This window comes from Arthrobacter sp. E3 (assembly GCF_017353415.1).
Taxonomy (GTDB): domain Bacteria; phylum Actinomycetota; class Actinomycetes; order Actinomycetales; family Micrococcaceae; genus Specibacter.
Genome location: NZ_JAFMPX010000027.1, coordinates 14754 through 38439 on the forward strand (window position 1 = coordinate 14754; position 23686 = coordinate 38439).

24 protein-coding genes are annotated in these 23686 nt (G+C 61.8%); 16 read left to right on the forward strand and 8 right to left on the reverse strand.

Going from position 1 to position 23686, the window contains the following annotated elements:
• The first annotated feature begins 33 nt into the window (after positions 1 to 33).
• The 14 genes from JMA46_RS11920 (at position 34) to JMA46_RS11985 (ending at position 10086) form a co-directional block, all read left to right on the forward strand.
• Positions 34 to 1620: an ABC transporter substrate-binding protein gene (locus JMA46_RS11920; protein WP_207345562.1), complete on the forward strand. Its 1587-nt coding sequence runs from the start codon at positions 34 to 36 to the stop codon at positions 1618 to 1620.
• 30 nt (positions 1621 to 1650) lie between these two features.
• Entirely contained in the window at positions 1651 to 2709 is a 1059-nt protein-coding gene (locus JMA46_RS11925; protein WP_207345563.1) for an ABC transporter permease, read from the forward strand.
• The gene (locus JMA46_RS11930) at positions 2706 to 3503 is read left to right on the forward strand and encodes an ABC transporter permease (protein WP_207345565.1); all 798 of its coding nucleotides are present in this window, start codon (positions 2706 to 2708) and stop codon (positions 3501 to 3503) included. Before JMA46_RS11925 ends, JMA46_RS11930 begins: the two co-directional genes overlap by 4 nt.
• On the forward strand, positions 3500 to 5251 hold the full coding sequence (locus JMA46_RS11935; protein WP_207345567.1) for an ABC transporter ATP-binding protein: 1752 nt from the start codon (positions 3500 to 3502) through the stop codon (positions 5249 to 5251). Before JMA46_RS11930 ends, JMA46_RS11935 begins: the two co-directional genes overlap by 4 nt.
• The gene (locus tag JMA46_RS11940; RefSeq protein WP_207345568.1) at positions 5248 to 5655 is read left to right on the forward strand and encodes a RidA family protein; all 408 of its coding nucleotides are present in this window, start codon (positions 5248 to 5250) and stop codon (positions 5653 to 5655) included. Before JMA46_RS11935 ends, JMA46_RS11940 begins: the two co-directional genes overlap by 4 nt.
• Positions 5656 to 5845: 190 nt before the next feature.
• Positions 5846 to 6340: an Asp23/Gls24 family envelope stress response protein gene (locus JMA46_RS11945; RefSeq protein WP_210768726.1), complete on the forward strand. Its 495-nt coding sequence runs from the start codon at positions 5846 to 5848 to the stop codon at positions 6338 to 6340.
• Complete coding sequence (locus tag JMA46_RS11950) at positions 6337 to 6528, forward strand: DUF2273 domain-containing protein (protein WP_207345571.1); 192 nt, start codon at positions 6337 to 6339, stop codon at positions 6526 to 6528. The genes JMA46_RS11945 and JMA46_RS11950 overlap by 4 nt, the downstream gene beginning before the upstream one ends.
• Positions 6525 to 6926: a hypothetical protein gene (locus JMA46_RS11955; protein WP_207345572.1), complete on the forward strand. Its 402-nt coding sequence runs from the start codon at positions 6525 to 6527 to the stop codon at positions 6924 to 6926. The genes JMA46_RS11950 and JMA46_RS11955 overlap by 4 nt, the downstream gene beginning before the upstream one ends.
• Positions 6923 to 7519 (forward strand): hypothetical protein, encoded by a 597-nt coding sequence (locus JMA46_RS11960; RefSeq protein ID WP_207345574.1) that lies wholly within the window; start codon positions 6923 to 6925, stop codon positions 7517 to 7519. The genes JMA46_RS11955 and JMA46_RS11960 overlap by 4 nt, the downstream gene beginning before the upstream one ends.
• Positions 7516 to 8127, forward strand: coding sequence for a hypothetical protein (locus JMA46_RS11965; protein WP_207345575.1), 612 nt, complete (start codon positions 7516 to 7518; stop codon positions 8125 to 8127). The genes JMA46_RS11960 and JMA46_RS11965 overlap by 4 nt, the downstream gene beginning before the upstream one ends.
• A gap of 73 nt (positions 8128 to 8200) precedes the next feature.
• Positions 8201 to 8458 (forward strand): GlsB/YeaQ/YmgE family stress response membrane protein, encoded by a 258-nt coding sequence (locus JMA46_RS11970; protein ID WP_207345576.1) that lies wholly within the window; start codon positions 8201 to 8203, stop codon positions 8456 to 8458.
• A gap of 106 nt (positions 8459 to 8564) precedes the next feature.
• Positions 8565 to 9134 carry a sigma-70 family RNA polymerase sigma factor gene (locus JMA46_RS11975; protein ID WP_348770145.1) on the forward strand — a complete coding sequence of 190 codons (570 nt, stop codon included), beginning with the start codon at positions 8565 to 8567 and terminating at the stop codon, positions 9132 to 9134.
• Positions 9131 to 9721 (forward strand): Asp23/Gls24 family envelope stress response protein, encoded by a 591-nt coding sequence (locus JMA46_RS11980; RefSeq protein ID WP_207345577.1) that lies wholly within the window; start codon positions 9131 to 9133, stop codon positions 9719 to 9721. Before JMA46_RS11975 ends, JMA46_RS11980 begins: the two co-directional genes overlap by 4 nt.
• Positions 9718 to 10086 (forward strand): hypothetical protein, encoded by a 369-nt coding sequence (locus JMA46_RS11985; RefSeq protein ID WP_207345578.1) that lies wholly within the window; start codon positions 9718 to 9720, stop codon positions 10084 to 10086. Before JMA46_RS11980 ends, JMA46_RS11985 begins: the two co-directional genes overlap by 4 nt.
• A 93-nt stretch (positions 10087 to 10179) precedes the next feature.
• Here JMA46_RS11985 and JMA46_RS11990 read toward each other — a convergent pair whose 3' ends face one another.
• Positions 10180 to 11106, reverse strand: a complete 927-nt coding sequence (locus JMA46_RS11990) for a pseudouridine synthase (RefSeq protein WP_207345598.1) — start codon at positions 11104 to 11106, stop codon at positions 10180 to 10182.
• Between the two features lie 217 nt (positions 11107 to 11323).
• Between JMA46_RS11990 and JMA46_RS11995 the strand changes: the two genes are divergently transcribed.
• A complete protein-coding gene (locus JMA46_RS11995) occupies positions 11324 to 12496 on the forward strand; it encodes an MFS transporter (protein ID WP_207345579.1) in 1173 nt (390 codons plus the stop codon).
• Between the two features lie 19 nt (positions 12497 to 12515).
• Here the strand turns inward: JMA46_RS11995 and JMA46_RS12000 are convergent, their stop codons facing one another.
• Both JMA46_RS12000 and JMA46_RS12005 read right to left on the reverse strand, forming a co-directional pair.
• Positions 12516 to 13328 (reverse strand): Fpg/Nei family DNA glycosylase, encoded by an 813-nt coding sequence (locus JMA46_RS12000; RefSeq protein ID WP_207345580.1) that lies wholly within the window; start codon positions 13326 to 13328, stop codon positions 12516 to 12518.
• Positions 13321 to 18141 carry a crosslink repair DNA glycosylase YcaQ family protein gene (locus JMA46_RS12005; protein ID WP_207345599.1) on the reverse strand — a complete coding sequence of 1607 codons (4821 nt, stop codon included), beginning with the start codon at positions 18139 to 18141 and terminating at the stop codon, positions 13321 to 13323. Before JMA46_RS12005 ends, JMA46_RS12000 begins: the two co-directional genes overlap by 8 nt.
• A 294-nt stretch (positions 18142 to 18435) precedes the next feature.
• Here JMA46_RS12005 and JMA46_RS12010 point away from each other — a divergent pair, with 294 nt between their 5' ends.
• The gene (locus tag JMA46_RS12010) at positions 18436 to 18984 is read left to right on the forward strand and encodes a hypothetical protein (protein WP_207345581.1); all 549 of its coding nucleotides are present in this window, start codon (positions 18436 to 18438) and stop codon (positions 18982 to 18984) included.
• On the opposite strand, the gene JMA46_RS12015 is transcribed toward JMA46_RS12010, so the two are convergent.
• The 5 genes from JMA46_RS12015 to JMA46_RS12035 form a co-directional block, all read right to left on the reverse strand.
• Positions 18981 to 19718 (reverse strand): DUF4232 domain-containing protein, encoded by a 738-nt coding sequence (locus tag JMA46_RS12015; protein WP_207345582.1) that lies wholly within the window; start codon positions 19716 to 19718, stop codon positions 18981 to 18983. The genes JMA46_RS12010 and JMA46_RS12015 overlap by 4 nt on opposite strands.
• A 177-nt stretch (positions 19719 to 19895) precedes the next feature.
• Positions 19896 to 20603: a YcnI family protein gene (locus JMA46_RS12020; RefSeq protein ID WP_207345583.1), complete on the reverse strand. Its 708-nt coding sequence runs from the start codon at positions 20601 to 20603 to the stop codon at positions 19896 to 19898.
• 64 nt (positions 20604 to 20667) lie between these two features.
• Positions 20668 to 21315 carry a hypothetical protein gene (locus JMA46_RS12025; protein ID WP_207345584.1) on the reverse strand — a complete coding sequence of 216 codons (648 nt, stop codon included), beginning with the start codon at positions 21313 to 21315 and terminating at the stop codon, positions 20668 to 20670.
• A gap of 28 nt (positions 21316 to 21343) precedes the next feature.
• Positions 21344 to 22957 carry a HAMP domain-containing sensor histidine kinase gene (locus JMA46_RS12030; RefSeq protein ID WP_348770146.1) on the reverse strand — a complete coding sequence of 538 codons (1614 nt, stop codon included), beginning with the start codon at positions 22955 to 22957 and terminating at the stop codon, positions 21344 to 21346.
• Entirely contained in the window at positions 22948 to 23679 is a 732-nt protein-coding gene (locus tag JMA46_RS12035) for a response regulator transcription factor (RefSeq protein ID WP_207345585.1), read from the reverse strand. Before JMA46_RS12035 ends, JMA46_RS12030 begins: the two co-directional genes overlap by 10 nt.
• Between the last annotated feature and the right edge of the window lie 7 nt (positions 23680 to 23686).

The window sequence follows — 23686 nt, forward strand, 5'->3', positions numbered from 1 at the left end:
TTATTAATGACTCACTCTAGACAAGGACCTTTCGTGAAAACTGCATCACTGAACGTATTGCGCACCGGGGCACTTGCCCTGACGGTGTTGCTGGCAGGCAGCGCCCTTGCCTCCTGCTCATCCGGGGGTTCCAACGCCGCCGGCGACAAAGTAATTTTCGCCCTTAAAGAGGATCCGGGATGTATGGATCCTCAGCAGGTTACGTTGACCACCGCGCTGAACGTCAGCCGCCAGCTAACTGATTCATTGCTGGATCAGGATCCCGCAACTGGTGCGCTCAAGCCTTGGCTGGCCAAGACATGGGAAGCCAACAACGACCTAACCCAGTTCACCTTCACACTGCGTGACGGTGTGACCTTCAGTGACGAAACACCGCTGAATGCGGACGTTGTCAAGGCTAACTTTGACGCTCTTTTCAAATTGGGCGCCAAAGCATCACTGGCTTCACAGTTACTGGCCGGATACACAGGAACCGATGTTGTCGACCCCACCACCATCAAAGTGAATTTCTCCGCCCCCAACGCACAGTTTCTTCAGGGAACCTCCACCACCACCCTCAGTATGCTCGGTAATGCCAGCACTAAAGCCACTCCAGAAGAACGGTGCCAGAGCATTGTCGGCTCAGGTCCGTTCACTCTTGATTCATATACGCAAAACGACTCTGTAGAGCTCAGCCGGCGCGCTGGCTACAACTGGGGTTCGGAGTTGCGCAAGCACACAGGTGAGGCGCTGGTGCAAAACATCAGCTTTCCCATCATTGCCGAAAACAGCGTCCGCACTGGAGGGCTAGCGTCGGGGGAGTTTGACGTCATACAGGATGTTCCCTATGCCGATGAGGCACGCTTCAAAACAGACGAATTTCATCTCTACGCTGCAGCCAATCCGGGAATCCCGAACTCGTTGTTTGTCAACACCACTAAAGGTGTGCTCGGGGACGCAGTGGTGCGCCAGGCTATGCAGATCGGTGTAAACCGGGACGAGATCAATACCCTGACAGGATCCACTAGCGGCAAGCCGCCGACCAGTGCTCTGACGTCCACCACCAATGGCTATGTCAGTCAAGCGGATGCGATGAAGTACAACCCGGATGCAGCCAAAGCAATGCTGGAATCCGACGGCTGGGCCATGGGTGCTGACGGGATTTATGCCAAGGGAGGTGCGAAGCTCAGTGCGACTGTGACCGCGTTCTATGCCCAGGATGTTCTGGAAGCTGCCCAGATCCAACTGAAAAAAATTGGCATTGACTTGAAGTTGAAGATGGTCACAGCCGGTGACTTCTTTGGTGCCGTGGCCAGCCACGATTATGAACTTCTCGGTGCGGGCCTGACCCGCACCGACCCCGACGTCCTGCGGGTGGCGCTGTCCAAAGAGTCCAGCTCAGCCTGGGGCGTTATGGACAACCCAGAACTGGAATCGATGCTCGAAGAGCAGTCCAGGACGGGCGACGCCGCTGCGCGTCAGGTAATAGTGGCTAAGATTCAGGCGCTGGTGATCAAGGAAGCCTACATTATTCCTACACTGGAAACGGTTCAGCTGCACGGATCCACCAACAAAGTCTCTGGCATTGTTTTTGATTCGGCTTCCCGAGTCAACTTGTATGACATGGCAATCGCCAAGTAGACCTACCAGTAAACCGCGTTAGGAAAAAACATGGATTCAGCAGGAGCGTCGTCCGCGCAACGCGCCCGTACCGCTTTGATATTTGTGGCACCGAAACTGCTCCAGTTTGTCTTCGTCATATGGGCAACTTATACGGTGACGTTCCTGCTGATCCACTTCTTGCCCGGAGACCCTGTACTTGCGGCACTCTCGCTCAAGGGCGGCGATGCCACCACCACGGACCCAGCAGCGTTGGAACGACTGCGCGTGCAGTACGGACTGGATGGCACACTTTGGGAGCAGTATTTCCGTCATCTGACCGGTGTGGTTACCGGTAATTTTGGTACTTCGATCTCCACCGGACAGCCTGTGTCCACCATGATTTCGCGGGTGATGCCACATAGTGCCGCCATTGCGGGTCTGGCGCTGGTCATTGGGATTCTGCTGGCCGTGGTTGTTACTTATCTGGCATTTTTGACTCGTTCCAATTGGCTTCGCCAGACCTTGATGCAGATTCCCCCGTTGGGTGTAGCCATCCCGGCATTCCTGACAGGACTGGTTTTTATTAGCGTTTTCTCCTTCGGACTGGGGTGGTTCCCCTCTTCAGGCACACGTCAGCCACTGAGCGTGGTGCTACCGGCGGTTACCTTGGCCCTGCCCGTCGGTGCTATCTTCTTCCAAGTATTCTCTGCTGCAGTTTTCGAAGCCGCCAATGGTGCCTACGTCTTTACGGCCGTTGCCAAGGGTCTGTCCCCACGGCGCATCTTCACCCGGCACGTGCTGCGCAACTCTTTATTGGCGTCCATCACGATCTTGGGGCTACAGATCGGATACCTGGCGGGGGGAACGGCCGTCGTGGAGACCGTCTTTTCCCGCGACGGTATTGGTCGTATGACGGTAAACGCCGTCCTTGGCCGTGATATCAACGTGATCCAAGGGGTGGTGATCGTAGTTGCGATCGTCTATTCATCGGTGAACCTGCTCGTGGATATTAGTTACGGTCTCATCGATCCTCGTATCCGTCCGTCACTTGCAACCCCTAAAACAAAGGGGTCGCCCACGGCGCCCGATGCTCCCGAGAATTCCGCACCTGTTAGGACAACAACATGAGATTGCTCAAGAAGCCAGGGCTCCTCGTGTCGGCCATTTTTCTATTGCTTGTCCTGCTGGCAGTGGCAGTACCATCACTATTCGCGACTCACAGTCCTCTGGAAGGCGTCGCTGCCGAAAAAATGCTGCCGCCCAGTGCGGAGCACTGGTTTGGCACCGACCATCTGGGACGTGACGTGTACTCGCGTGTCGTGTACGGAGCGAGATTGTCCGTTGCTGCAGCTGCACTTGCCGTTCTGATCGGGGTAAGCGTCGGTGCTGTCGTGGGCTTGGTGGCGGGAGCGGTTGGTGGAAAGATTGACTTTGCCATCATGCGAGTAGTGGACGTTTTTATTGCAGTTCCTGGTATTCTGCTGGCATTGATCGTCGTGGCCTCCCTAGGGTTTGGCCCATGGTCTGTCGCCGTAGGTGTGGCCCTTGGCGCGGCCGGATCATTTGCCCGCGTCATGCGATCTCAAGTGTTGCGAGTGCGCAATGAAGAGTACGTGGAGGCAGCTGGTGCACTTGGAGTCCGCCGCGGCACAATTCTTCTCTCCCACGTGCTGCCCAATGCCTCAAGACCTGTAATCTCCATGGCGGCCTTGGAACTGGGCACAGCGATACTCTCCGTTTCCGCATTGAGCTTCTTGGGCTTCGGCCCGCAGCCCCCCACCCCCGAGTGGGGCTCGCTCGTTGCCTCGGGCCGTGAATTTGTGGCTACCGCCCCGTGGCTCAGTATTTTGCCCGGCGTGGTGATAGTCGCCGTCGTCCTTGCCGTGAACCGTGTGGCCCAGCAATTAGGAGCAAGCAAATGACGCAGCGACCCCTAGACGCGCCCGCCGCTGGTGAATCCGTCGATGACATTCTCCAAGTCAGCGGACTGCAGGTTGAATATCACAGCGCAGGAGAGACGTTCCCCGCTGTGCGCGGAGTAAGCTTCAGCATTCCACGCGGAAAAATAGTCGCGATCGTGGGTGAATCGGGCTCAGGAAAAAGCACCATCTCTCAATCGCTCATCCGCAGGCTGTCCACGGGCGGGAGCATTACCTCCGGTTCCATCGTGTTCGATGGGATCAACCTAACTCAACTAAGCGAAAAGAAGCTTCGACGGATTCGCGGTGCCCGCATCGGCTTCGTGCCCCAAGACCCCAGCAACTCTCTCAACCCGCTCATGAAGATCGGCGAGCAGATTGCCGAATCCCTTCGGTTGCACGAGAAAAGCAGCGCGTCCGCAGCTGCAGTGAGAGCCGTGGAGATCCTGCGCGAAGTAGGCATTCCTGATGCGTCTGCTCGTGCTGGCCAGTACCCGCATCAACTCTCCGGCGGTATGCGACAACGCGTCCTGATCGGCATGGCCTGGGCCTGCAATCCCGATCTAGTCATCGCGGATGAACCCACGAGCGCCTTGGATGTAACAGTCCAACGGCAGGTTTTGGACCGCATGGAAAGACTTGCATCCGAGCGGGGCACCGCGGTGTTGCTTGTCACACACGACCTCGCCGTTGCGGCAGATCGTGCTGATGAAATCCTCGTGATGCAACAAGGTCTCATTGTGGAGCAGGGCCATGCAAAGGAGGTGCTCGAGAACCCCACCCACTCCTACACGCAGCGACTCGTCGCCGCTGCGCCAGGCTTAAACAGCGCCCGACTTCAGGCGCAGCTTTTACCTTTCGGCAGCAGCGGTCCCTTGGGGAGTTCCCTGTTTGCAGGACGTCCAATCTCAGTCGAAACCAGCTTTGAGGGCATTGAGAAAATACCGGTTCCAGGTCTGGCTCCGGTTTTGGAAGTGCGGAAGCTGGTCAAGACCTTCGCGCTGCGCACTCCCGGTGCGCCCGCCAGTGTTCTGACCGCCGTTAACAATGTCTCCTTTGCGGTGCAGCGAGGCCAGACACTCTCGATCGTTGGGGAGTCAGGTTCGGGCAAGACCACCACGGCTCGTATTGCCGCCCGCATTGCCAGCGCAGATTCCGGCACTGTTCTTTTCGACGGCGAAGATGTCACGACACTACAAGGGGAAAAACTTCGCCAGCTCAGACGACGTATACAGGTGGTGTATCAAAATCCGTTTGGGTCTCTTGATCCGCGCATGACGTTGGAACGCATCATTACCGAGCCGCTGCGCGCGTTTAAACTGGGGGACCGGAAACGACAGGCGGAGGCGGCCAAAGAATTGTTGGAATGCGTCCAACTTTCACCGGACTTGATCAACCGCCGCCCCGGGCAGCTCTCAGGTGGCCAGCGCCAGCGCGTCGCCATTGCGCGGGCACTCGCGCTGGGCCCGGAAATGATGGTGTTGGATGAGCCCGTCTCCGCCCTGGATGTTTCAGTCCAGGAACAGATCCTCCAGTTGCTAGTTAACCTCCAAGCGCAGTTCAACCTCAGCTACTTGTTCATCTCCCATGACCTCGGCGTGATCCGCCAAGTGTCGGATGAGATTGTGGTCATGCGTTTTGGCGATGTTATTGAAGCGGGGCCCGCAGCCCAGATCTTGAAGTCTCCGACCCAGGCGTACACGAGAGAACTGCTGGAATCCATTCCCGGACAACTTCAGGGCCAGTCGTGAACAAAGCAGCGGAGTTCCACAATGTCACGGCGTTGGGCACTCCCTATGGCGCCTACAGCCATCTGGCGGAAGTGAACGGAGTAGTTTATTCATCTGGGATAGGTCCCTTCGATGCCGCCACCGGCAGTATTCCTGACGGGATCGAGGCGCAAGCCGAAGCGGTGGTTGACAATCTGGAGCGAGGTTTGGCAGATGTGGGCCTGACCCTACGGGAGGTAGTCAAGGTGACGGTAATCATCGAGAACTTCGCCATGAATTTTCCGGCGGTCAATGAGGTTTACGCACGCCGGTTCCCACAGCCTTATCCTGTTCGCACCGTGCTGGGTGGAGCCCTGCCCGGCCCACTGGTGGCCATGGATATCACTGCCGTGCGCACACGGCCGATTCTGGGCCGGAGCACGTAGTCACTAGCGGCTAGCTCTGTAGTAGTTTCCGCCAAGAGCCGGTTATTTGCCTTCCCGCATTCAAATGTGATGTAGATCACATGAAAATCATCGTGACGAAGTTGCTTCCCACTGCGCCTTACCTTTGTAGGCGCCAACCGGCACCGAGCGTGAAGAAATAGCTACACGAAGACTTTCGGGAGTGATTACTTTGACAACTCAGCCTCAGAATAAGAATCAAACGGCCGCTAGCAACGCAGCCGTCAAGTCGGGTTCCACGGGCCGCGGCACCACCACAGTGGCCGACGGTGTGGTTGCCAAGGTGGCCGGTATTGCCGCCCAGGACATCCCTGGCGTCTTTGCCCTTGGAGGCGGAGCCGCCCGTGCCTTGGGGAGCATCCGCGAAGCCGTGGGCCAGAAGGACCTCACCCAGGGTGTCAGTGTTGAAGTGGGCCAGACCCAGGTGGCCGTTGACGTGACACTTGTGGTGGAATACCCGCACCCGCTGCAGAAGGTTGCCGATGCGGTTCGCGACGCCATCTACGCAGCTGTGGAAGACGTGGTGGGCATGGAGGTCACAGAGGTCAACGTATCCATCACCGACATTCACATTGCCTCGGACGACGCCGATGAGAAGCCCGCGCAGCAGCACAAGCGGATCGACCAGGAACCACTGCCCGGCCAGCGTGAAGCCCGTGTCTCATGAACGCCACTCTCACCGGAACGGCTGTAGGGGCCGTCTTGGCGATCTCGGCCTTGGCTTTCGGTTTCTGGGCGATGCTGTTGGTGGCCTTGTTCATGGCTGTGGGGGCCGTGGTGGGCAGGAGTATTGACGGCAGGCTCGATGTGCGCGGCGTGTTGGCAGCTTTCAGCGGCAAGCGCACCTCGTCATGAGTGCCAGCACGCTGGGGTTTGTCGGGGGAGTCGGCACCGCCAACCGCCACCACCTGCGTGCCGGGTACACCAGGATTTCCTCCGGAGCCATGCACCAGCTGGTGGCGGCAATCGCTGCCGAGGCCTTCAACGTGCCTTTGCGGGAGGTAAATGCCAAGTTGCATGACGAGAAGGGTCAAGTCAGCGTCTCGCTCGCCGTTCCACTGGTCCTGCCGCTGGACAACGTCGGGGAACGGTTTGGGAAAGGCGGTGGCACGGTGTTTGAGCTGGCCGACGCCGCCAAGGACGTGATGGCTGCTCGGATTCAGACGCTGGCGGGAACCAACGTTGGCCGCGTGAACGTCCGGTTGACCGGCATTCACGACGGAAAAAATGTATCTTCCAGGAGGGTCCAATGAGCAGTTTGCAGGCTACTGAACCGCGGTTGATCATGAGGATGAACCGCCGGGAAATACGGTCCAGCCGCGCAGGCTGGTCCATCCTTGCCGCCGCCGTGCTGCTATTGGCAGTACTGTGGCTGGCCGTAGAACTTGTTCTCTCGTTAACCGGTAACAGCGCACTGCTGCTCTCCCCGACGGAGTTGGCCCTAGGCACCGCTTCGCTGGGAACGGCAACCATTCCGGCTGCTCTCATGGCTGCTGGCGGGATTCTGGTCCTGGCTGGAATAGCAGTCCTGACACTTGCCATTCTGCCTGGACGCAAACCCCGGCACATCGTGGACAACGACCGGTTCGCCGTCGTGGTTGACGGTGAGGTGTTGGCGGCAGCTGTGTCAAGGACTGCCCGCACGGCTGCACAGTTGGCGCCTGAACAAGTTACCAGCAGTGTTGGACGGAAACGCATTGACGTGGTGGTCCGTCCGAGCTCCGGGCGCACAGTGGACAAGGAGTCCGTGAAGGACGCCGTGGAACGCGAAGTGTCCAGCTACGGTCTTCGCCAGCCCATGCCCGTGAATGTTTCCACCACCATGCACCAGGCGGTGGGATCATGAACGGCACCCACCGCGGACTGAACCGCACCCTTCTGGCCCTGATGGGACTTGTGCTCATCGGCGCCGGAGCCACCGCCGTGCTGGCCGGCTCCAACACGGCATTTGCCCGGAACTGGACCGCCACCGGAACCCAAGCTTGGGCCCGCATCCAAGAAAATCTTGCTGCGGCCCGGATTCCGGGAATGGACACCAGCTGGTGGACGTTGGCAGCCCTGGTGCTGCTGCTGCTCATTGCCATAATGCTGGTGACGTGGATTGCCTCCCAAGGCACAGGCCGCACTAACCAGCTGGCAGAGCAGACGGATGCAAAGGGAAGCACCTCTGTGGACGCTGCTGTGGCGGCCCAGATCATCGAAGCGTCGCTGGCAAGGAACACGCAGGTCCTATCAACTTCGGTTCAATCCTGGAAAACCCGCGGATCTGCTGGCGGTACGGGGCTCAAGATCATTGTTCAGGCCCGCAAGGGCGCCTCACCCGCCGAGGTGGGAACCGCCGTCGGCCATGCGGTGGACGGAATGGATGAACTGCTGGGCACCCAGCTGCCCGTGCTGGTCCGCATCAAGGCAGGCACGCGCACCAGATTTGCCCGTTCCGAACGCGTGGCCTGAGAAATCAAGCACGCTGTGTCTGACGTGGACTGCACCACCAAGTAATTAATCACTCGCGTAAAAGGAGAACACCATGGGTTTCTCAGCTTTCATTATTCTTGGCCTCATTGTTGGGGCAATCGTCAAGGCCGTCATGCCGGGCAAGGTTGGCGGAGGTTGGGTTACCAGCATCATCCTGGGCGTGGTGGGTGCCATTGTGGGCGGGTGGCTGGGAACGCTGATCTTCAACGTTGACTTGGGCTCGTTCTTCAACATCAAAACCTGGCTGCTGTCCATTGGCGGCGGTCTGGTTGTCGCAGCCGTCTACGGTGCCATTCGAGGCCGGAAATAAAAGCAAACCGCCACCCGGTAAGCGCCTGCCGCCTGCCGGGTGGCGGTGCCTGTAGGATCGCGCCCAAGCATGTGGAGCCAAGAAATTGACGAAAGGACGCCAGCGGGTGAAACGATTGCAGGACCTGCCCCACAAATTGGCCGACGCCCCTGACACGGTTTTGGCTGAGCGGGCCGGTGACGGGGACGTCGCAGCGTTTGAAACACTGGCTAGGAGGCATGCGCCTCTGATGCGTGCCTACGCAAGGCGTCTGGTCAGGTCCCCTGAGGAGGCCGACGACGTGGTGCAGGATGCGCTGATCACGGCATGGAAGGACATCGGCAGCCTGAGAGACGTGGCTGCGGTGAAGGCCTGGCTCATGCGGATTGTGGGCAACCGGGCCATTGACACGGGCCGGCGCAGAAAATCGCATGAGAACTTTGCGGATCAGCCGGATCAAGCAGATCACCAGGCGAGCCCCGAGGATGTGGCTGTTGCTGGATCCACGCGCACGGCATTGAACAGTGCCTTGGCCCGGCTGCCGGAGCAACAGCGAAGATGCTGGGTCCTGAAAGAATTTGGTGGCCAATCCTACGAGGAGATCGCCGAGGCGCTGGGCATCAGCGTGACCAGTGTGCGCGGCCGACTGGCACGGGCACGGACCAGACTTGTGACGGAAATGGAGGAATGGCGATGAACCCCACGCATGACTGCGGCCGGAGCATCGAGGACCTCAGCGACTATTTGGACACCGGCGCCAGCCCTGACGCGGAGCATATTGACTACTGCCCTCAGTGCCAGGCACGTCTTGCCGGGCTGCGGAGCCTCAGCGCGGCAGCAAGGGACTTGCTTGACGAGGACGTGGCAGCAACAGCCGACGACTCCGGCTGGCTTGATGGCATTTTGGCCAACCTCCGCTTGGAAACTAGTGCTGGGCGCTTGATTCCCCTGCGCGGACAAGGAATGGATGAGCTGACCGAAACGGAAGGAGCCGTCATTGCGCTGGTTCGTTCGGTAGGGGATGCGTTGGGCGGGGTGCTGATTGGACGCTGCCGACTGGAAGGTGAAATCGGCACCGCCAGTGCGCCGGTCGAAGTGAGAATCAATGTTTCCGCTCGTTATGGCTACCCGTTGCCCACGCTGGCGGAGGAATTGCGGACGGCAGTCTTCTCCGAGCTCTTGGTGCAGACCGAACTCAATGTGACTGCCGTCCATGTGGCATTCACCGACATGCGCCCACCATTTGATGATGAGCCTGATTCGCTCGGGGAGGGACGGCAATGAGCCTCGAAGACGAACTCCACCAGCTGGTACTGACGATGGAAGGCGTGTCCACCGTATATTCGGCGGATCCGTTGTGGATGAATGTACTCAAACAAGTCGGTGCGCTTCTAGGCCCGGAGGACGACGACGTGCCTACGACGTTTGTGGTGTGCTCAGAAGAGGGACGCCCCGCAAGCGGTGGCCCCGCAAGCGTTGACACCGGGCGCACCCTCACAACGGTGCGATTGCGGATCGGCACGAGCGGGGCCCAACCGGCGCCGGTGGTAGCGAAGCTGGTTGCAGAGGGGATCCGTGCCCATGTTTGTGCCCAGCGCCCCGACGCTGAGGTCAAGGCCGTCGTGGAGATCGCCGCGATAGGCCTGTGAACTTCCCCACGCCCTCCCTCACCTCGTTCCTCGGCCAGGGAACCCTCGGGCGCGGGGGCCCAAGGCCTCCCTCACCTCGTTCCTCGGCCAGTTCTAATGGTGGTTGGGGAACGCTGCGAGCTCCAGCTCGGAGAAGTAGCTGCGTTGCTCACCCGTGAGGGGGTCCTTGAAGGATATGCTGTGGGCCAGCAACTGCAGCGGCTTCGTGTAGTCATCCGGGGCCTGCTCATGCAAAACAGGGTAAAACGGGTCATTGAGAATCCCCATACCCTGTGAGGCCAGATGTACACGCAGCTGGTGGGTCTTGCCGGTGTGCGGCTGCAAGTTGTAGAGGCCAAGGGTTTCCCCGGATGCCTCGTCGACGCGGGTGTCCATGAGCTCAATGCGGGTCTCGGCATTCGGCTCACCTTCGATCTCCTCGGCCAGCAAGTAGGTGCGCGACTTGGTCATGCGGCTGCGCACCACGAGGGGGAAGTCCAGATCTTCGCGGACAGGTGCCACGGCGCGGTAGGTCTTCTCGATGCGCCGCTTTTCAAAGAGCAGCTGGTATTTTCCGCGGGTCTCCGGGTTGGCTGAGAACAGCAGCACACCCGCCGTCATGCGGTCCAGCCTGTGGATGGGAATCAGATCCGGTAAGTCAAGAAGCACCCGCAAACGGACCAGCGCGGATTCCTGCACATACATGCCGCCAGGGGTGGTCGGCAGGAAGTGCGGCTTGTCCACCACCACGAGGTCGTTGTCCTGGTGCAGGATGGAAAGTTCCACCGGCAACCGCTTTTCCACCGGAAGTTCGCGGTAGTACCAAATGAACAGGTGCTCACACAAAGGAGTTGTAGGGGTGACGATTTCCCCGCCGAGGGCCTTCACCTCGCCGCGTTCAAACCTGTCCACAATACCTGCAGGGTCAACGTGGCCGAACTTGTCCAGCACGTACTCCATGGCTGTTGCCCACGGGCCTTCTCCAGGTATGCGCATGCGGGTGGCATTGACGCCATTGCGCACGGGAAGGGGAGATTTCATCACCTTTCAAGGGTACCGAGGCTTGAGTGCAGTGCCGAACACAGCTGGTACTGGCTTAGCCAATGCCCCCAGACGTGGTGGCTCCGAAATGCTCCAAGTCGCAGACCTGACGTCACACCGACTGACAGGGGTAACCTCGGAAGTAGGCGGCCAGCCCCTGTGAAACACGTTTGCAGGTCTGCCGTGGCGGCCATATTCCCGTGGAACGGGGTGAGGCGTGAATAAGCGCGGTGTTGCCATGATGTCCTCCGCCCACATGGTCGATGACCTGTACCAGGGTGTGCTGCCAGCCATGCTGCCGTTCTTCGTCTCCGAACGCCACTACAGCTATGCCGCTGTGGCCGGGCTGACCTTGGCTGCGACCATGCTCTCATCTATTGTGCAACCAGCTTTTGGCGTCTGGACAGACCACAAACCACGGCGTTGGCTGGTGCCTTCCGGCATGCTGGTAGCTGCGCTTGGCGTGGCCGCGGCCGGCCTGTTTTCCAGTTACGCCGCAACGTGGCTGATGGTGGCCGTCTCCGGGCTGGGCATTGCCGCGTTCCACCCCTCTGCAGCCAGTGCTGCCCGCCGTGCGGCGGGTGACAGCAACCGCGGCATGAGTATCTTCGCACTGGGCGGTAATGTGGGTTTTGCCCTCGGCTCCCTGCTGGCGACGCCGGTGCTTCTGGCCTTTGGACTTCGTGGTACTGCCCTGCTGGTACTACCTGCAGTGGTCATGGTGGTGATCCTCATCAAGAAGATGGGTCCGGTGCTGGATGGTCCGGCGGGTGCGCCCAGATTTTCCTCCATGCCCCAGGGCAAGGACAATTGGCCGGAGTTTTTGAAACTGACATCCGTGGTGCTGGTCCGCTCCATCGTGTTCTTTGGTTTGAGCTCCTTCCTGGCTCTCTACTTCATCCACAATTTGGGTGCCACGGAGGTGATAGGCGGTGCCGCGCTGACCATTTTCCTTGCCTCAGGAGCCTGTGGAACACTCCTTGGCGGCTGGCTGGCCGACCGCTTCGGCCCCTTGATTTCCATCCGCTACGGCTTTGCAGTCTGCATCCCTGCCATGGTTGGGCTGGTCCTGGCGCCGGAGTGGCACATTGCACTGGTTCTTGTGGCGGTGACGGGCATCAGCATCTTCGTACCGTTCAGCGTTTTTGTCATTCTCGGCCAAAATTACCTGCCCAATAGGATTGGCACGGCGAGCGGGGTGACCGTGGGCCTGGCCGTCACCGTGGGTGGGCTTTTCAACCCCGTGCTTGGTGCCATTGCAGACGCCACGAGCCTGCACACCATGTTGGTGATGCTGATTGCGCTGCCTGTACTGGCGTTGTTCTTGTCCTTGTTCCTGCGCGCGCCTGCTGCTTCTCCGCCGTCGATCGCCGTGCCGACGGCCCACTAATACGCCGCTGGCGCAGCGCCTAAGATGCGGCTTGGCAGCGAGGACAAAAGTAGATATCACGAGCGGCCCGAACGGGGAACGCAGGGTCGGCCATGGTGGAGTGCCGGACCAGCGAACCGCAGCGCTTGCACGGTTTCCCGGCAAGACCGTAAACCCACATGGCCGCATCCCGCCGTGCCGGACCTCCGGTAGTGGAACGAGCGGACCTGTCCTTGTTGGCCTCCAGCAGCCGCTTTGCCAATTCGAGAATCCGAGGCAGATTCGGCACCTCGCCCACTGGGACAGCAGGATGAACGCCGCCTAGAAAGCACAGTTCGTTGCGGTAGATGTTGCCGATTCCAGCAAGGTTCCGCTGGTCCAGAAGCGCCAATCCGATCGCGCGCCCAGGATCTGCGAGTAGCCGGCGCTCTGCTTCAGCAGCGTCCCAGTCCGCACCCAGCAAGTCCGGCCCCAGATGTCCGACGGCGTTGCCCACCAACGCGGAGGGCAGGACTTCCAGCGTTCCCAGGGAGAAGCCAACGGCCGAAACCAGCTGGGTTTGCAGAATGACGCGTGCAGTGAATGCCGGCCGGCGCCAGCGGGCCTGCTGCCCGGTTCCGGACGCAGGGTAAATGTCCCAGTGGCCTTCCATGGACAGGTGCGAATGAATGATGCCCTCACCCACGTGCATGAGCAGGTGCTTGCCGCGAGACTGGACGGCTGTGACGGTTTCTCCACTGAAATCCAGCGTTGCAAATGCAGGCACCCGGAAGTCGGAAGCAGTCAGTACCTGCCCTTCAAGAACAGCCCGCAAATCCCGGGCCTGCCGCCAGACGGTGTCTCCCTCAGGCACGGATCCGCACTCCCCGCGGGGAACTGTACGCGCCGGATTCCATTAGCGCCCGGGCCAGCGGTGTCCCCAGCACGTCGGTGCCGTTCACTTTTTCAATGGCCATCTTGTCAATGGCCCCGCGCTTCACCACACGCACCAGTGCGGCGGCGGCCAAGGCAATCGCTGATTCGTCGTCGCTGAAGCACAGCAGTGTGCGGCCGCCGCGCTCCACATACAGGACCAGTGCGCCGTCGACCATCACCACCAGCGCACCGGCCTTCCGCCCCGGCCGGTGCCCGGAATCCAACGGCGGCCACGACAGAGCCGCCCCATAGGGGTTGGCGGGGTCGGTCGCGGCCAGCGCCAGGGCCTGCGGGGAGCGTGGGTTCAACGTGGCGTCCTCGCTGAACGTGCGCAGCCTGTCCACGGTGGCAGACACGGCAAATTGAGCCGCACCCAAGTGCTCAATGAAGTAGCCGCGCCGGCACTTGCCGCCTTCTTCGAGCCGGGCCAGGACCTTGTACATGAGCCCAAAGCCGCCGGGGACCCCAGCATTCATGACGGACCCGCGCGTCACCACCCCGTACCTGTCCAGGAACAGTTCAGCGAGGGCGTGGCTGCGCAACGTGGCAGTGGCTACGGCGGCAGCCCCCGCCCTGGCGTCCGCAACAGGCAGCAGACTCCACCGGCCCGCTCCCATCGGCGGAGCCCCGCGCTGCACCCCGGCGACCCGGCCCGGCAGCCTGCCATACCGCCCGGCACGCGCAGGACGCAGCCGCGACGGGGCAGCTTTTTGCTTGTGCGCCGTGTGCCCACCCGCCAGCAGTGCGCGGACGGGAGAAAAAGTGTCATTGCTGATCCGCCCGGCCCACAACAAATCCCACAACGCAGCAGTCAGCTCACTGTCGGATGACGCCAGATCGGGGCCCTCGGCCGTCATCTCGCGCAGCTGATGAAAGAAGTACGCGCCACCATGTGACAAGGCATTCAAAATGCTCTGTTGGAGCTCCCCGGCGGTGAAATCCGCCGCCGGGTTCAGCGTCAGCTCCGCGGAGTCGGCCACATGCAGGCTCAGCCAGCCGTCGTTCGAACCCAGCGACCCGGCTCCTGAAAGCAGCACCTCACCGCTGGCCGTGAGCTCGTCAAGCATGGCCGGGGAATAGTCGGCCACGCGCGCGGCCAGCACCAGTTGCTCCCACGCCGACGCCGGAATGGGCACACCCGCCAACTGGTCCACCACGCTGAGCACACCGTCCAAACCACGCAGGGGAGAAGCATTCGACGCCGCCGTGACACGCTGCCACGCGGGCAAGAACCGCCCAAAAGTTCGTGCGTCGACAGGTTCAACCTCGGCCCGCAACGCCGCCAGTGACCTGCTGCGCAATTGGCGCAGGACCTGAACGTCGCACCATTCGGAACCGCCCGCGGCTGCAGAACTGTTGGGTAGAAACTCCCCTTCCGCCACACGCCTGTCAGCGGCCAGCCGTGCCAATGCTGAATGCACGACGGCGACCCCCAGCCCCAGCCGTACAGCAGCTTCCGCGGCGGTGAAAGGGCCGTGGGTGCGGGCATAGCGGCCCACCAGGTCGCCCAGCGGATCCGCCACGGGCTCAATGAAGGCCAGTGGCACGCCCATGGGCAGCGGGATGCCGAGGGCGTCGCGCAGGCGTGCGGCGTCTTCAACAGCTGCATACCGTGGTTCGCCCGCCATGTTGACGTGCAGCACGCGGCCTGTTGCCAGAAGCTCGGCCAGGTGTGCGGCCGTCTGCTCCAAGTGCCCGGCGTCGTTCGTGTCCACCACATCACTTGTTTCCAGCGCGGGAACCAACCTGGCAGCAACCTCGACCTCGGTGAGCGGACCCAAGAGGCGCAGCAGGTCCGCCACCCCCTCCACGCCGCGGGCGCGGCGGTCGGGAGCCAACCGCTGCAACTGGGCCTCGGTGGTGGCAATGACTTTCGGGTCGAGGAGTTCTCGCAGCTCGGCGCGGCCCAGCAGCTCGTCAAGCAGGGCTGGGTCCAAGGACAAGGCTGCGGCGCGGCGCTCTGCCAGCGGGGAGTCGCCCTCGTACATGAAACTGGCCACGTAGCCAAAGAGCAGCGAGCGGGCGAAAGGGGAAGGTTCGTTGGTGGTGGTTTCGACAATGCGCAGTTCGCGGCGGTCAATGCTCGCGGCAATGGACTTCAGAGCTGGGAGGTCATAGACGTCCTGCAGGCATTCACGCACCGTTTCGAGCACGATGGGAAACTTCGGGTACTTCCGTGCCACGTCCAGCAACTGGGCGGAGCGTTGGCGCTGCTGCCACAAGGGGGAACGCTTGCCCGGATTCTGCCGGGGCAGCAGCAAGGCCCGGGCCGCGCATTCGCGGAAGCGGCTGGCAAACAACGCCGAGCCGCCCACTTCACTGGTGACAATACCGTCAAGTTCATCAGCGTCGAAGAGGAACAGTTCGGCACCAGGAGGTTCGTCGTCCATAAGGGGCACCCGCAGCACAATGCCGTCGTCGGAGGCCATGGCAGAGCCGTCCAGCCCGTAGCGTTCGTGCAGACGGGCGGCGACGGCGAGCGCCCACGGTGCATGGACGGGCATGCCGAACGGGCTGTGCAGCACCACCCGCCAGTCACCGAGCTCGTCGTGGAAACGTTCCACCATGAGGGTTTTGTCATCCGGGACTTGGGTGGTGGCGGCTTTCTGCTCGTCCAGGTAGCTGAGGAGGTTGTTGGCGGCCCATTCGTCCAGGCCGGTGGCGGTGCAGCGGGCCAGGGCTTTCTTACGTGGTGCTGCACTGATTTCACGGATGAATGCACCCAATGCCTTGCCCAACTCCACCGGGCGGCCCAAGGAATCTCCCTTCCAGAATGGGAGTTTCCCGGGCTGGCCGAAGGCGGGGGAGACCAGCACCCTGTCAAAGGTGATGTCTTCAATTTTCCAGCTCGTGGCACCGAGTGCGAAGACGTCACCAACTCGGGATTCGTAGACCATCTCCTCGTCGAGTTCGCCCACGCGCCGCCCACCCTTGGCGGCCTTTCCGGCTCCTGACTCTTCGGAGCCAACGATGAAAACGCCAAAGAGCCCGCGGTCCGGAATGGTCCCGCCGGACGTGACGGCGAGCCGTTGCGCTCCGGGGCGTCCTGTGATGGTGCCGGCGGTTCTGTCCCAAATGATGCGGGGGCGCAGTTCGGCGAACTCGTCAGAGGGGTAGCGGCCGGCCAGCAAATCCAAGGTGGCCTCGAACGCGGAGCGTGGCAGCGCCAGAAACGGTGCGCTGCGCCGCACTGTTTCAAACCACACATCAACATCCAATGGCTCCAATGCCGTGGCAGCCACTGTCTGCTGGGCCAGGATGTCCAGCGGGTTGGCCGGGATGGACAGTGGTTCAATCTGACCTGCGAGCATCCGTTCCACCGTGACGGCCGAATGAAGCAAATCTGCACGGTGCTTGGGGAACAGGATTCCCTCTGAAATTTCCCCGACTTGGTGCCCGGCGCGACCCACCCGCTGCAGCCCGCTGGCCACCGACGGCGGGGACTCCACCTGGATCACCAAATCGACGGCCCCCATGTCGATGCCCAACTCCAAGCTGGACGTGGCCACCACAGCACGCAGCCGCCCGGACTTCAGATCGTCCTCAATCAGCGCGCGCTGTTCCTTGGACACGGAGCCGTGGTGCGCCTTCGCCAGCACATTTGCGGCCCCGGACACCGAACCAGCCTGCGCCATCATCTCCGCAGGCAGCCTGGCGGGGGTCGTGGGACGAGGGGGCGTCGTGGGAGTCGGGACGTTGAGGGACAGCTTGCTGGGGGACCGGGTATTGGTGCGCCACCCAGTGTCGGAGGTGGCGCCGTCGTGCGTGTCATCACGTTCCTGCGTGGCGGAAGCATCCTCGAGTGCAGCCAGCTCCAGGCGCTCCGCATAGATTTCATTGAGTCGTCCGGTGAGCCGCTCGGCCAGGCGGCGGGAGTTGGCGAAGATGATGGTGGATTTTTTGGCCAGCACCGCGTCAACGATCTTCTCTTCCACATGCGGCCAGATGGACGTGTTCGGCTGGAGCGCCGATGACGGGGCGGCGTTTGGGTCGGCATTGTGGGCGGAGGCCAGGGCGGGTAGCTCTGTCATGTCGGCAACGGGAACGGTGACGCTCAGGTTCCAGTTTTTGGCGCTGGGCGGGGCCACGATGGTCACTGGCGCATTGCCGCCAAGGAAGCGTGCCACCGTGGAATGCGGCTCCACCGTAGCTGAGAGACCGATCCGCTGGGCAGGGGTTTCCAACAGGACGTCCAGACGCTCAAGGGAAAGCGCCAAATGGGCACCGCGCTTGGACCCTGCAACCGCGTGCACCTCATCGATGATGATCGTGTGGACGTCCGTGAGGGTTTCGCGGGCTTTGGAAGTCAGCATCAAATACAGCGACTCCGGAGTGGTGATGAGAATATCCGGAGGGTGGCTGAGCATGCGCCGGCGTTCAGCGGCGGGGGTGTCGCCGGAGCGCACACCGACGCTGACCTGCGGGGCTTCCAGACCAAGCCGGCTGGCGGTCTGCGTGATCCCTATCAGCGGTGCGCGCAGATTGCGTTCCACGTCGACGCCGAGCGCCTTCAACGGCGAAATGTACAAGACACGGGTGCCTTGTTTCGTGGGGGAGGGTGGGTCGGCCCTGGCGATCAGCCCGTCCAAGGCCCAGAGAAACGCTGCGAGCGTCTTACCGGAACCTGTGGGTGCCACGACCAGCGAGTGTGCACCTCCGGCAATGGCGGCCCACGCGCCTGACTGGGCTGGGGTGGGGGAGCCAAAGGCGCCAAGAAACCATTCGCGCGTTGGAGCTGCGAACTCGTTCATGGCGGTGGTGGACGTGGTTTCCTGCACGGCTCCATCATGCCGTATGGCACCGACATTGTGGCACTGCCCACGGAAGAAATGTGGTGGACGGAGTCATAGACCGAAAGAATATGCAGGTGCGGTCCGCGAGTGTCGGTGACTGGCGGTAATCTTGCTGTAGGAGTGGCAATGGATGCCGTTGCTGGTCCGTTGCAATAGTCTTGCCCGGCGATGCCTCCAACACCTGGAATGGCAAGGACGGCAAGCGCAGTGCGGACTCGACATGTGGGAAACAATTGGTTTCCCTTGCTTTGCTTGTCGCTACTTTTTTTGTTCTCCGGAGCCATCAGCATGATGGCCGAACGCGGCAACGGCGTGGATGCGCCCTTCTTCGTGGCGGGCTCCCTGCTGGCCGGTGCGTTGAGCGCCCTCTGGCTGTGGCGGAACCCTTCATGGTTCTTGGCCCCGCGAAACCACTACTTGTACTTGGCTGGCGGGACCGTTGCCGGCATTATTCTCAGTGCGCTGATACCTTTCCTGCACGGGGCTGGGCCATGGCTTGTGCTGGGTGCTGGACTAGTTGTGTACGGCTGCTTTGAACGGCTGCGGCTGCTAATCACCGCGGGTGGCGCCGTGGCCTTCATGGGACTGCTGGCCATGCTCATCCATGCAGATGTGTGGGGTGGGGCGCTGCACCTGCTGACCACCGGAGTACTGGCCTTTGCCGCCAACAAGCTTCACGTGTTGCGCCACGGCAGGCGCCGGGAATCTTTGGATAGCGCGCCCGACTTCATCGGCTCCTTTGAAGAGTTCGACGAGGAAGAGCCAGTTCAGTTCCTCACCTTGCCCAGAGTCAGACGCTAGGGCTGGAACGCGCCAATGGTCAGTAACTTGACGTCTGGATTGCTGCACGCGATCAGCGGGTGGGGGATTTCCAAGCTGTCGTAGGCGCTGGGCGGATACACCAGAACTGAATTTGCCTGAACTCGCAGGCAGCCCGCCTGATAGTTGTCCGCTTGCGTGTAGCGCAGAACCGCGGTTGCACTCTGCCCAGGGGCCAAAGTGATGGGCCCGGAGGACGGTGCCAAGGGGTCGCGTTCCGCCGGAGCGCCGATGGGCGTGTTGGTGCCCGCCAGTACCATGGAGACTCCTGGGTAACCGTCCAAGATGCAGTTGGTGCTGGAGCTGTTGGAAAGAATCAGCTTCATGTAAATGTGGCCAGCCGTGCCGCCGCCCGTATCATCCAGGATGCCCGTCAACGACGCTGCCGTGCACAGTGCTACTGCTGGGTTTGCCGGGGCGCTGCTGGCAGAGGCGGGGGCGGTGCTTGCCGGGGACGACGCCGGTGCCTCAGCTGACGCCGATGCCGCCGTTGCGCTCGCAGTTGCACTCGCCATTGCGCTAGCAGCTGCACTCGCCGGTGCGCTCGCAGTTGCATCAGCGGTATCGCTTGCGCTGGTCTGTGGTGTGGTGGCCCCGTTGGAGGAGTTTCCCGGGCCGCAGGAAGCCAAGGAGGCACCAAGCCCAAGCACGGCTACCAGGGCAAACAGCCTCTTAGAAGAGCTTCGCTTGGCAAGGTCCAGCGGCGATGTAGTCATGGCACCACTTTTCCGCTCCTCGTTTCCAGAGTCAACTGGTCCTGCAGCCAAAAGTGAAACAGAAACCGGACGTGCACAACCGCACCTTCCCTGTACATGCGTGGATTCCCGGCTTGAACGCGGTTACTAAACCACGAACAAGCCGGAAAGCCACGTTTGTGCAACGATTCAGCGTTGTTACGCCTTGCGGCCGGTGCGCAGGAACGCCAAGCCACCCAAGATCAGCCCTGCCAGCCCGGCGCCCAGACCCACCCAGGCAGCCCAGGCAGTGCCGCCGTCGCCCGTGGTATGTGCGGCAGCCTCGGTGGAGGTAGTGGCATCATGACCGCCGTGCCCGTCGCCGGCCACCGCCGCGGTGACAACGAATGAAGGCGCGGGCGCGTCCACGGAGTCGTGGTCGGCGCCGGCTGCGGGGATTTCCTTCCAGTCGGTCTGCCCCACTTCACACTTCTGCAGCGTGGGGAAGTTCAGGGTGGTCCCGGCGGCCTCAGGCAGTTGCACCGACAAGGTGAAGGTGTCGCGCTCGTGGTCGATCAGCGGGGTTTTGGCCGTATACGTGATGGAGGAGACGCGTTCGCTGATCTTGCTGCCGTTGGCCAGGGTGCGTGGGGTGTCCAGCTTCTGCGTGGCCTTGCTGATGGTCCAGTTCGGGTTGACGGTGGGCGTGGCGTCGTTCAGCTCGTCGGGCAACGTGATGGTCACGGCCGTGGTGGGTGAGCCGTCGCAGCCGTGGCCTACGGAAAAGGTGACAAGCGAGTAGGCGCCGGCTCCGGTTTCAGTGGGGGTGGCGCTGACATGGGCGGATGCGGCACCGAGGCCAAGCATCATCAATCCGGCGGTGGCGCCGATGGCGGCGGTGGACTTGAGGGTACGGGAAAAACGCATGGGTGGAACCTTTCGAAAGGGCAAGAATGCAGGGAGGGGCACCCTGCGATGATTTCGAAGGGCGCTAAGCGGGGACGACTGCCGAGAGGGGAGGCCCGCGGCGGGTGTCGGGGCGTTGATTGCGCCACGGTATGCAGGGCAGGGGGTGCGAAATAATACCGGGCCGCGGACTGTGTGTTGCTGGGAGGAGAACCGCGGCGGCACGTTCGTATAGGGGCCGCAGCCAGCCGGCGAGAGACCAGAGGGCATTTTCACCATAGGCCAACAGACCGGCGGCAACCAGGGTGGCGGCAATGTGTGCAACCAGCATCCATCCGGACATGTGCGCTGCATGGCCGAGAACTGCCATGCCGGGAGCGCCCGCCATGCTGGCAGCGGACATCACGGCAGAGGCGTGGGCTTCAGCGGACATTACATGCTGGTCGAGGACCTCGGTGCCCGGAGCTGCAATGGGTGCGATGCCGTGTGAGAGCGTTTCAAATCCTTGGTGCAGAACAAGCTGGCTGCTGGCCAACAAGGCGACCATGACAGCCGGTGTCAGCCGAAACTTGGTGGCAATACTGGAGCACAGGATGTGCAGGGCAAGGATGGCCGCCATGATGGCCGGAGCAGGGAGGGCACCACCACCCAACAAGTGTGCGCCGGAAGCCAGGCCCAGAATCGTGGCGCCAACCAAAATAGTTCGGAGCAGCCTGAAAGGAGAGAACGGCACTCTGCTCCCTTCGACGTAGCCAACCTCGCTAGTTTATCCGGGAAGCTCCATGCTTTGCATCTTCTGCTGCGCTGGGTTGCGTGCCTGCGGCTAGCCCGGGTAGCCGCACAGAAAACATGGTGTTGCCCGGCGTGCTGGTGACGCCCACGGTTCCGCCGTGTGAGCGCACGATCGCCTGCACAATGCTCAACCCCAGCCCGGTGCTGCCCGTGGTTCCGGTGCGCGCCTGATCTGCCCGCGAGAACCTGTCAAAGATGATCTCCTGGAAGGAAGGGTCAATGCCGGGGCCGTTGTCGCTGACCTCCAGAACACAGCTGCCATCAGGATCGTGTGAAAGCCCGGCATGGACGGCAGTGCCAGCCGGAGTGTGCTTGGCAGCGTTCCCCAACAGGTTCAAAATGACCTGGTGTAGAGCCGTCTCTTCGCAGAAAGCTTCGACTGGTTCGTCCGGCACCGTGAAGCTCCAGCGGCGATCAGGGGTGGCCACCTGAATGTCACGCACGGCTTCCATAACCAGGGGGCTCATGTTGACGGGGTTGGGCAAAACCTTCATGATCGCGCTCGTGGAAGCAGCACCATTGGCGGCGCCACGGTCAGCTTGTTGGGCCTCATCCAACCGGGCCAGGGTCAGCAAATCCTCCACCAACCGGCTCATCCGCACCGACTGGTCCTGCACGCGCCGCAGCGCCACTTGGCCGTCGGCACTCAACGGCTCCGTCATGGACAGCAGTTCGGCGTAGCCGCGAATGGCCGTCAACGGGGTGCGGAGCTCGTGGCTGGCGTCGGCGACAAAGCGCCGCAGCTTCGTTTCGCTGTGCTGACGGGCTTCCAAGGCGTGCGAGACGTTCTCCAACATGGCGTTGAACGCGTTGCCCACATTCCCTACTTCGGTGCCTGGGTGCGACACCGCGTCCGGGACATGCGCGCTCAAGGCGACCTCTCCGGCGTCGAGCCTCAACGCGGCAACCTTCGTGGCGGTCTCTGAAAGCTGCTCCAACGGCCGCATGTTCCGGCGGATGATGATGGTCCCCAGCCACCCCAGCGCTGCGAGTCCGGCCAGTGAGACAAGGATGATCGAGAGCACTAGGGCGGAGAGGGTTTGATGCGTGGTGGCCAGCGGCAGGCCGGTGATGAGGGTGTCGCCGTCGGGCGTGGGGCGGGCCTGGAGCCGGTACTCGCCAATGGAGAGGTCCTTGCTACGAAGTTGGCCGTTGATGGGCAGCGAGGCGAGGGTTTCGGCATCGGCCGTGGTGAGCTGCTGGCGTGTGCCAGTGCTGGACAGCATCCCCGCATAATGCACGACGCCGTTGCTCAAGACCGCGCTGAGCTGGCCGGCGCTCGTGGCCCGGGCATTGAGGGGGTCGGGCTGGGTGCCGTTGGAGTTGGCGTTGGTATAGAACGCGATGGTACGCCCGGTGGCTTGTTGCACGGACGTGTCCAACTGGTTGTTCAACGTGACGCTCAAAGTGGTGTAGCTGACGAGGCCCACGAGCGCGCAAATCACCGTCAGCAGGGCCACCATGACGGCAACGAGGCGGGTGCTCAGGAGCCAGGTGCCCGGGTGCAGCGCTTTTCGCAGTCCGGTGCTGGTGGTGGGGGACGTGAGCATGGCGGGTTTTAGCGTGGCGGGCTTTAGAGGCATGGCTTGATCACGTAGCCGGAGCCCCTGACGGTGTGGATCATGGGTTCGTCAGTAGCGTCGATCTTCTTGCGGAGGTAGGAAATGTACAGTTCGACGATGTTGCTTTGGCCGCCGAAATCGTAGTTCCACACCCGTTCAAGGATGCGCGCCTTGCTCAGGACGTGGCGGGGGTTTTCCATCAGGAATTTCAACAACTCAAACTCCGTCGAGGTGAGGGGGATATCAACGCCGCCGCGTTGGACGTTCTTGGTGTCTTTGTTCAGCGTCAGATCTCCAACGGTGAGCAGGGCGAACTGCGGTGCGGTGACGCCTGAGCGTTGCACTATTCGGTGTAGGCGCAGCAGCACTTCCTTCATGCTGAAGGGCTTCGCGACGTAGTCGTCGCCCCCGGCTTGCAGACCCGCAACCTTGTCTGCAACGGCGTCCTTGGCTGTCAGGAACAGAGCCGGCACTTCGGGGTGGATGGCGCGGATGCGGCCCAGCAGTTCCACGCCGTCCATGCCTGGCATCATGACGTCCAGGACCAGCACGTCGGGGGTGAATTCCCGGGCAATCTTTAATGCAGCCAAGCCGTCATGGGCTACGGCCACGTCCCAGCCGCTGATCTCCAAGCCCCGGCGCATGAGGTCTGCCAGCTCCGGTTCGTCGTCCACCACAAGGGCACGGATGGGTTCGCCGTCGGCCCGGGTGAGCTTGGGGAGTGCTGCAGCGCGTGGTTCCATGACCTGA

Excerpts from the sequence above, each read along its gene's own strand:
- JMA46_RS12030 (WP_348770146.1), bottom strand. The coding sequence starts at position 22,957 with ATGCCTCTAAAGCCCGCCACGCTAAAACCCGCCATGCTCACGTCCCCC.
- JMA46_RS11925 (WP_207345563.1), top strand. The coding sequence starts at position 1,651 with ATGGATTCAGCAGGAGCGTCGTCCGCGCAACGCGCCCGTACCGCTTTG.
- JMA46_RS12020 (WP_207345583.1), bottom strand. The coding sequence starts at position 20,603 with ATGCGTTTTTCCCGTACCCTCAAGTCCACCGCCGCCATCGGCGCCACC.
- JMA46_RS11930 (WP_207345565.1), top strand. The coding sequence starts at position 2,706 with ATGAGATTGCTCAAGAAGCCAGGGCTCCTCGTGTCGGCCATTTTTCTA.
- JMA46_RS12035 (WP_207345585.1), bottom strand. The coding sequence starts at position 23,679 with ATGGAACCACGCGCTGCAGCACTCCCCAAGCTCACCCGGGCCGACGGC.
- JMA46_RS12005 (WP_207345599.1), bottom strand. The coding sequence starts at position 18,141 with ATGAACGAGTTCGCAGCTCCAACGCGCGAATGGTTTCTTGGCGCCTTT.
- JMA46_RS11960 (WP_207345574.1), top strand. The coding sequence starts at position 6,923 with ATGAGCAGTTTGCAGGCTACTGAACCGCGGTTGATCATGAGGATGAAC.
- JMA46_RS11955 (WP_207345572.1), top strand. The coding sequence starts at position 6,525 with ATGAGTGCCAGCACGCTGGGGTTTGTCGGGGGAGTCGGCACCGCCAAC.
- JMA46_RS11990 (WP_207345598.1), bottom strand. The coding sequence starts at position 11,106 with ATGAAATCTCCCCTTCCCGTGCGCAATGGCGTCAATGCCACCCGCATG.
- JMA46_RS11980 (WP_207345577.1), top strand. The coding sequence starts at position 9,131 with ATGAACCCCACGCATGACTGCGGCCGGAGCATCGAGGACCTCAGCGAC.
- JMA46_RS11935 (WP_207345567.1), top strand. The coding sequence starts at position 3,500 with ATGACGCAGCGACCCCTAGACGCGCCCGCCGCTGGTGAATCCGTCGAT.
- JMA46_RS11950 (WP_207345571.1), top strand. The coding sequence starts at position 6,337 with ATGAACGCCACTCTCACCGGAACGGCTGTAGGGGCCGTCTTGGCGATC.
- JMA46_RS11985 (WP_207345578.1), top strand. The coding sequence starts at position 9,718 with ATGAGCCTCGAAGACGAACTCCACCAGCTGGTACTGACGATGGAAGGC.
- JMA46_RS11965 (WP_207345575.1), top strand. The coding sequence starts at position 7,516 with ATGAACGGCACCCACCGCGGACTGAACCGCACCCTTCTGGCCCTGATG.
- JMA46_RS11970 (WP_207345576.1), top strand. The coding sequence starts at position 8,201 with ATGGGTTTCTCAGCTTTCATTATTCTTGGCCTCATTGTTGGGGCAATC.
- JMA46_RS12015 (WP_207345582.1), bottom strand. The coding sequence starts at position 19,718 with ATGACTACATCGCCGCTGGACCTTGCCAAGCGAAGCTCTTCTAAGAGG.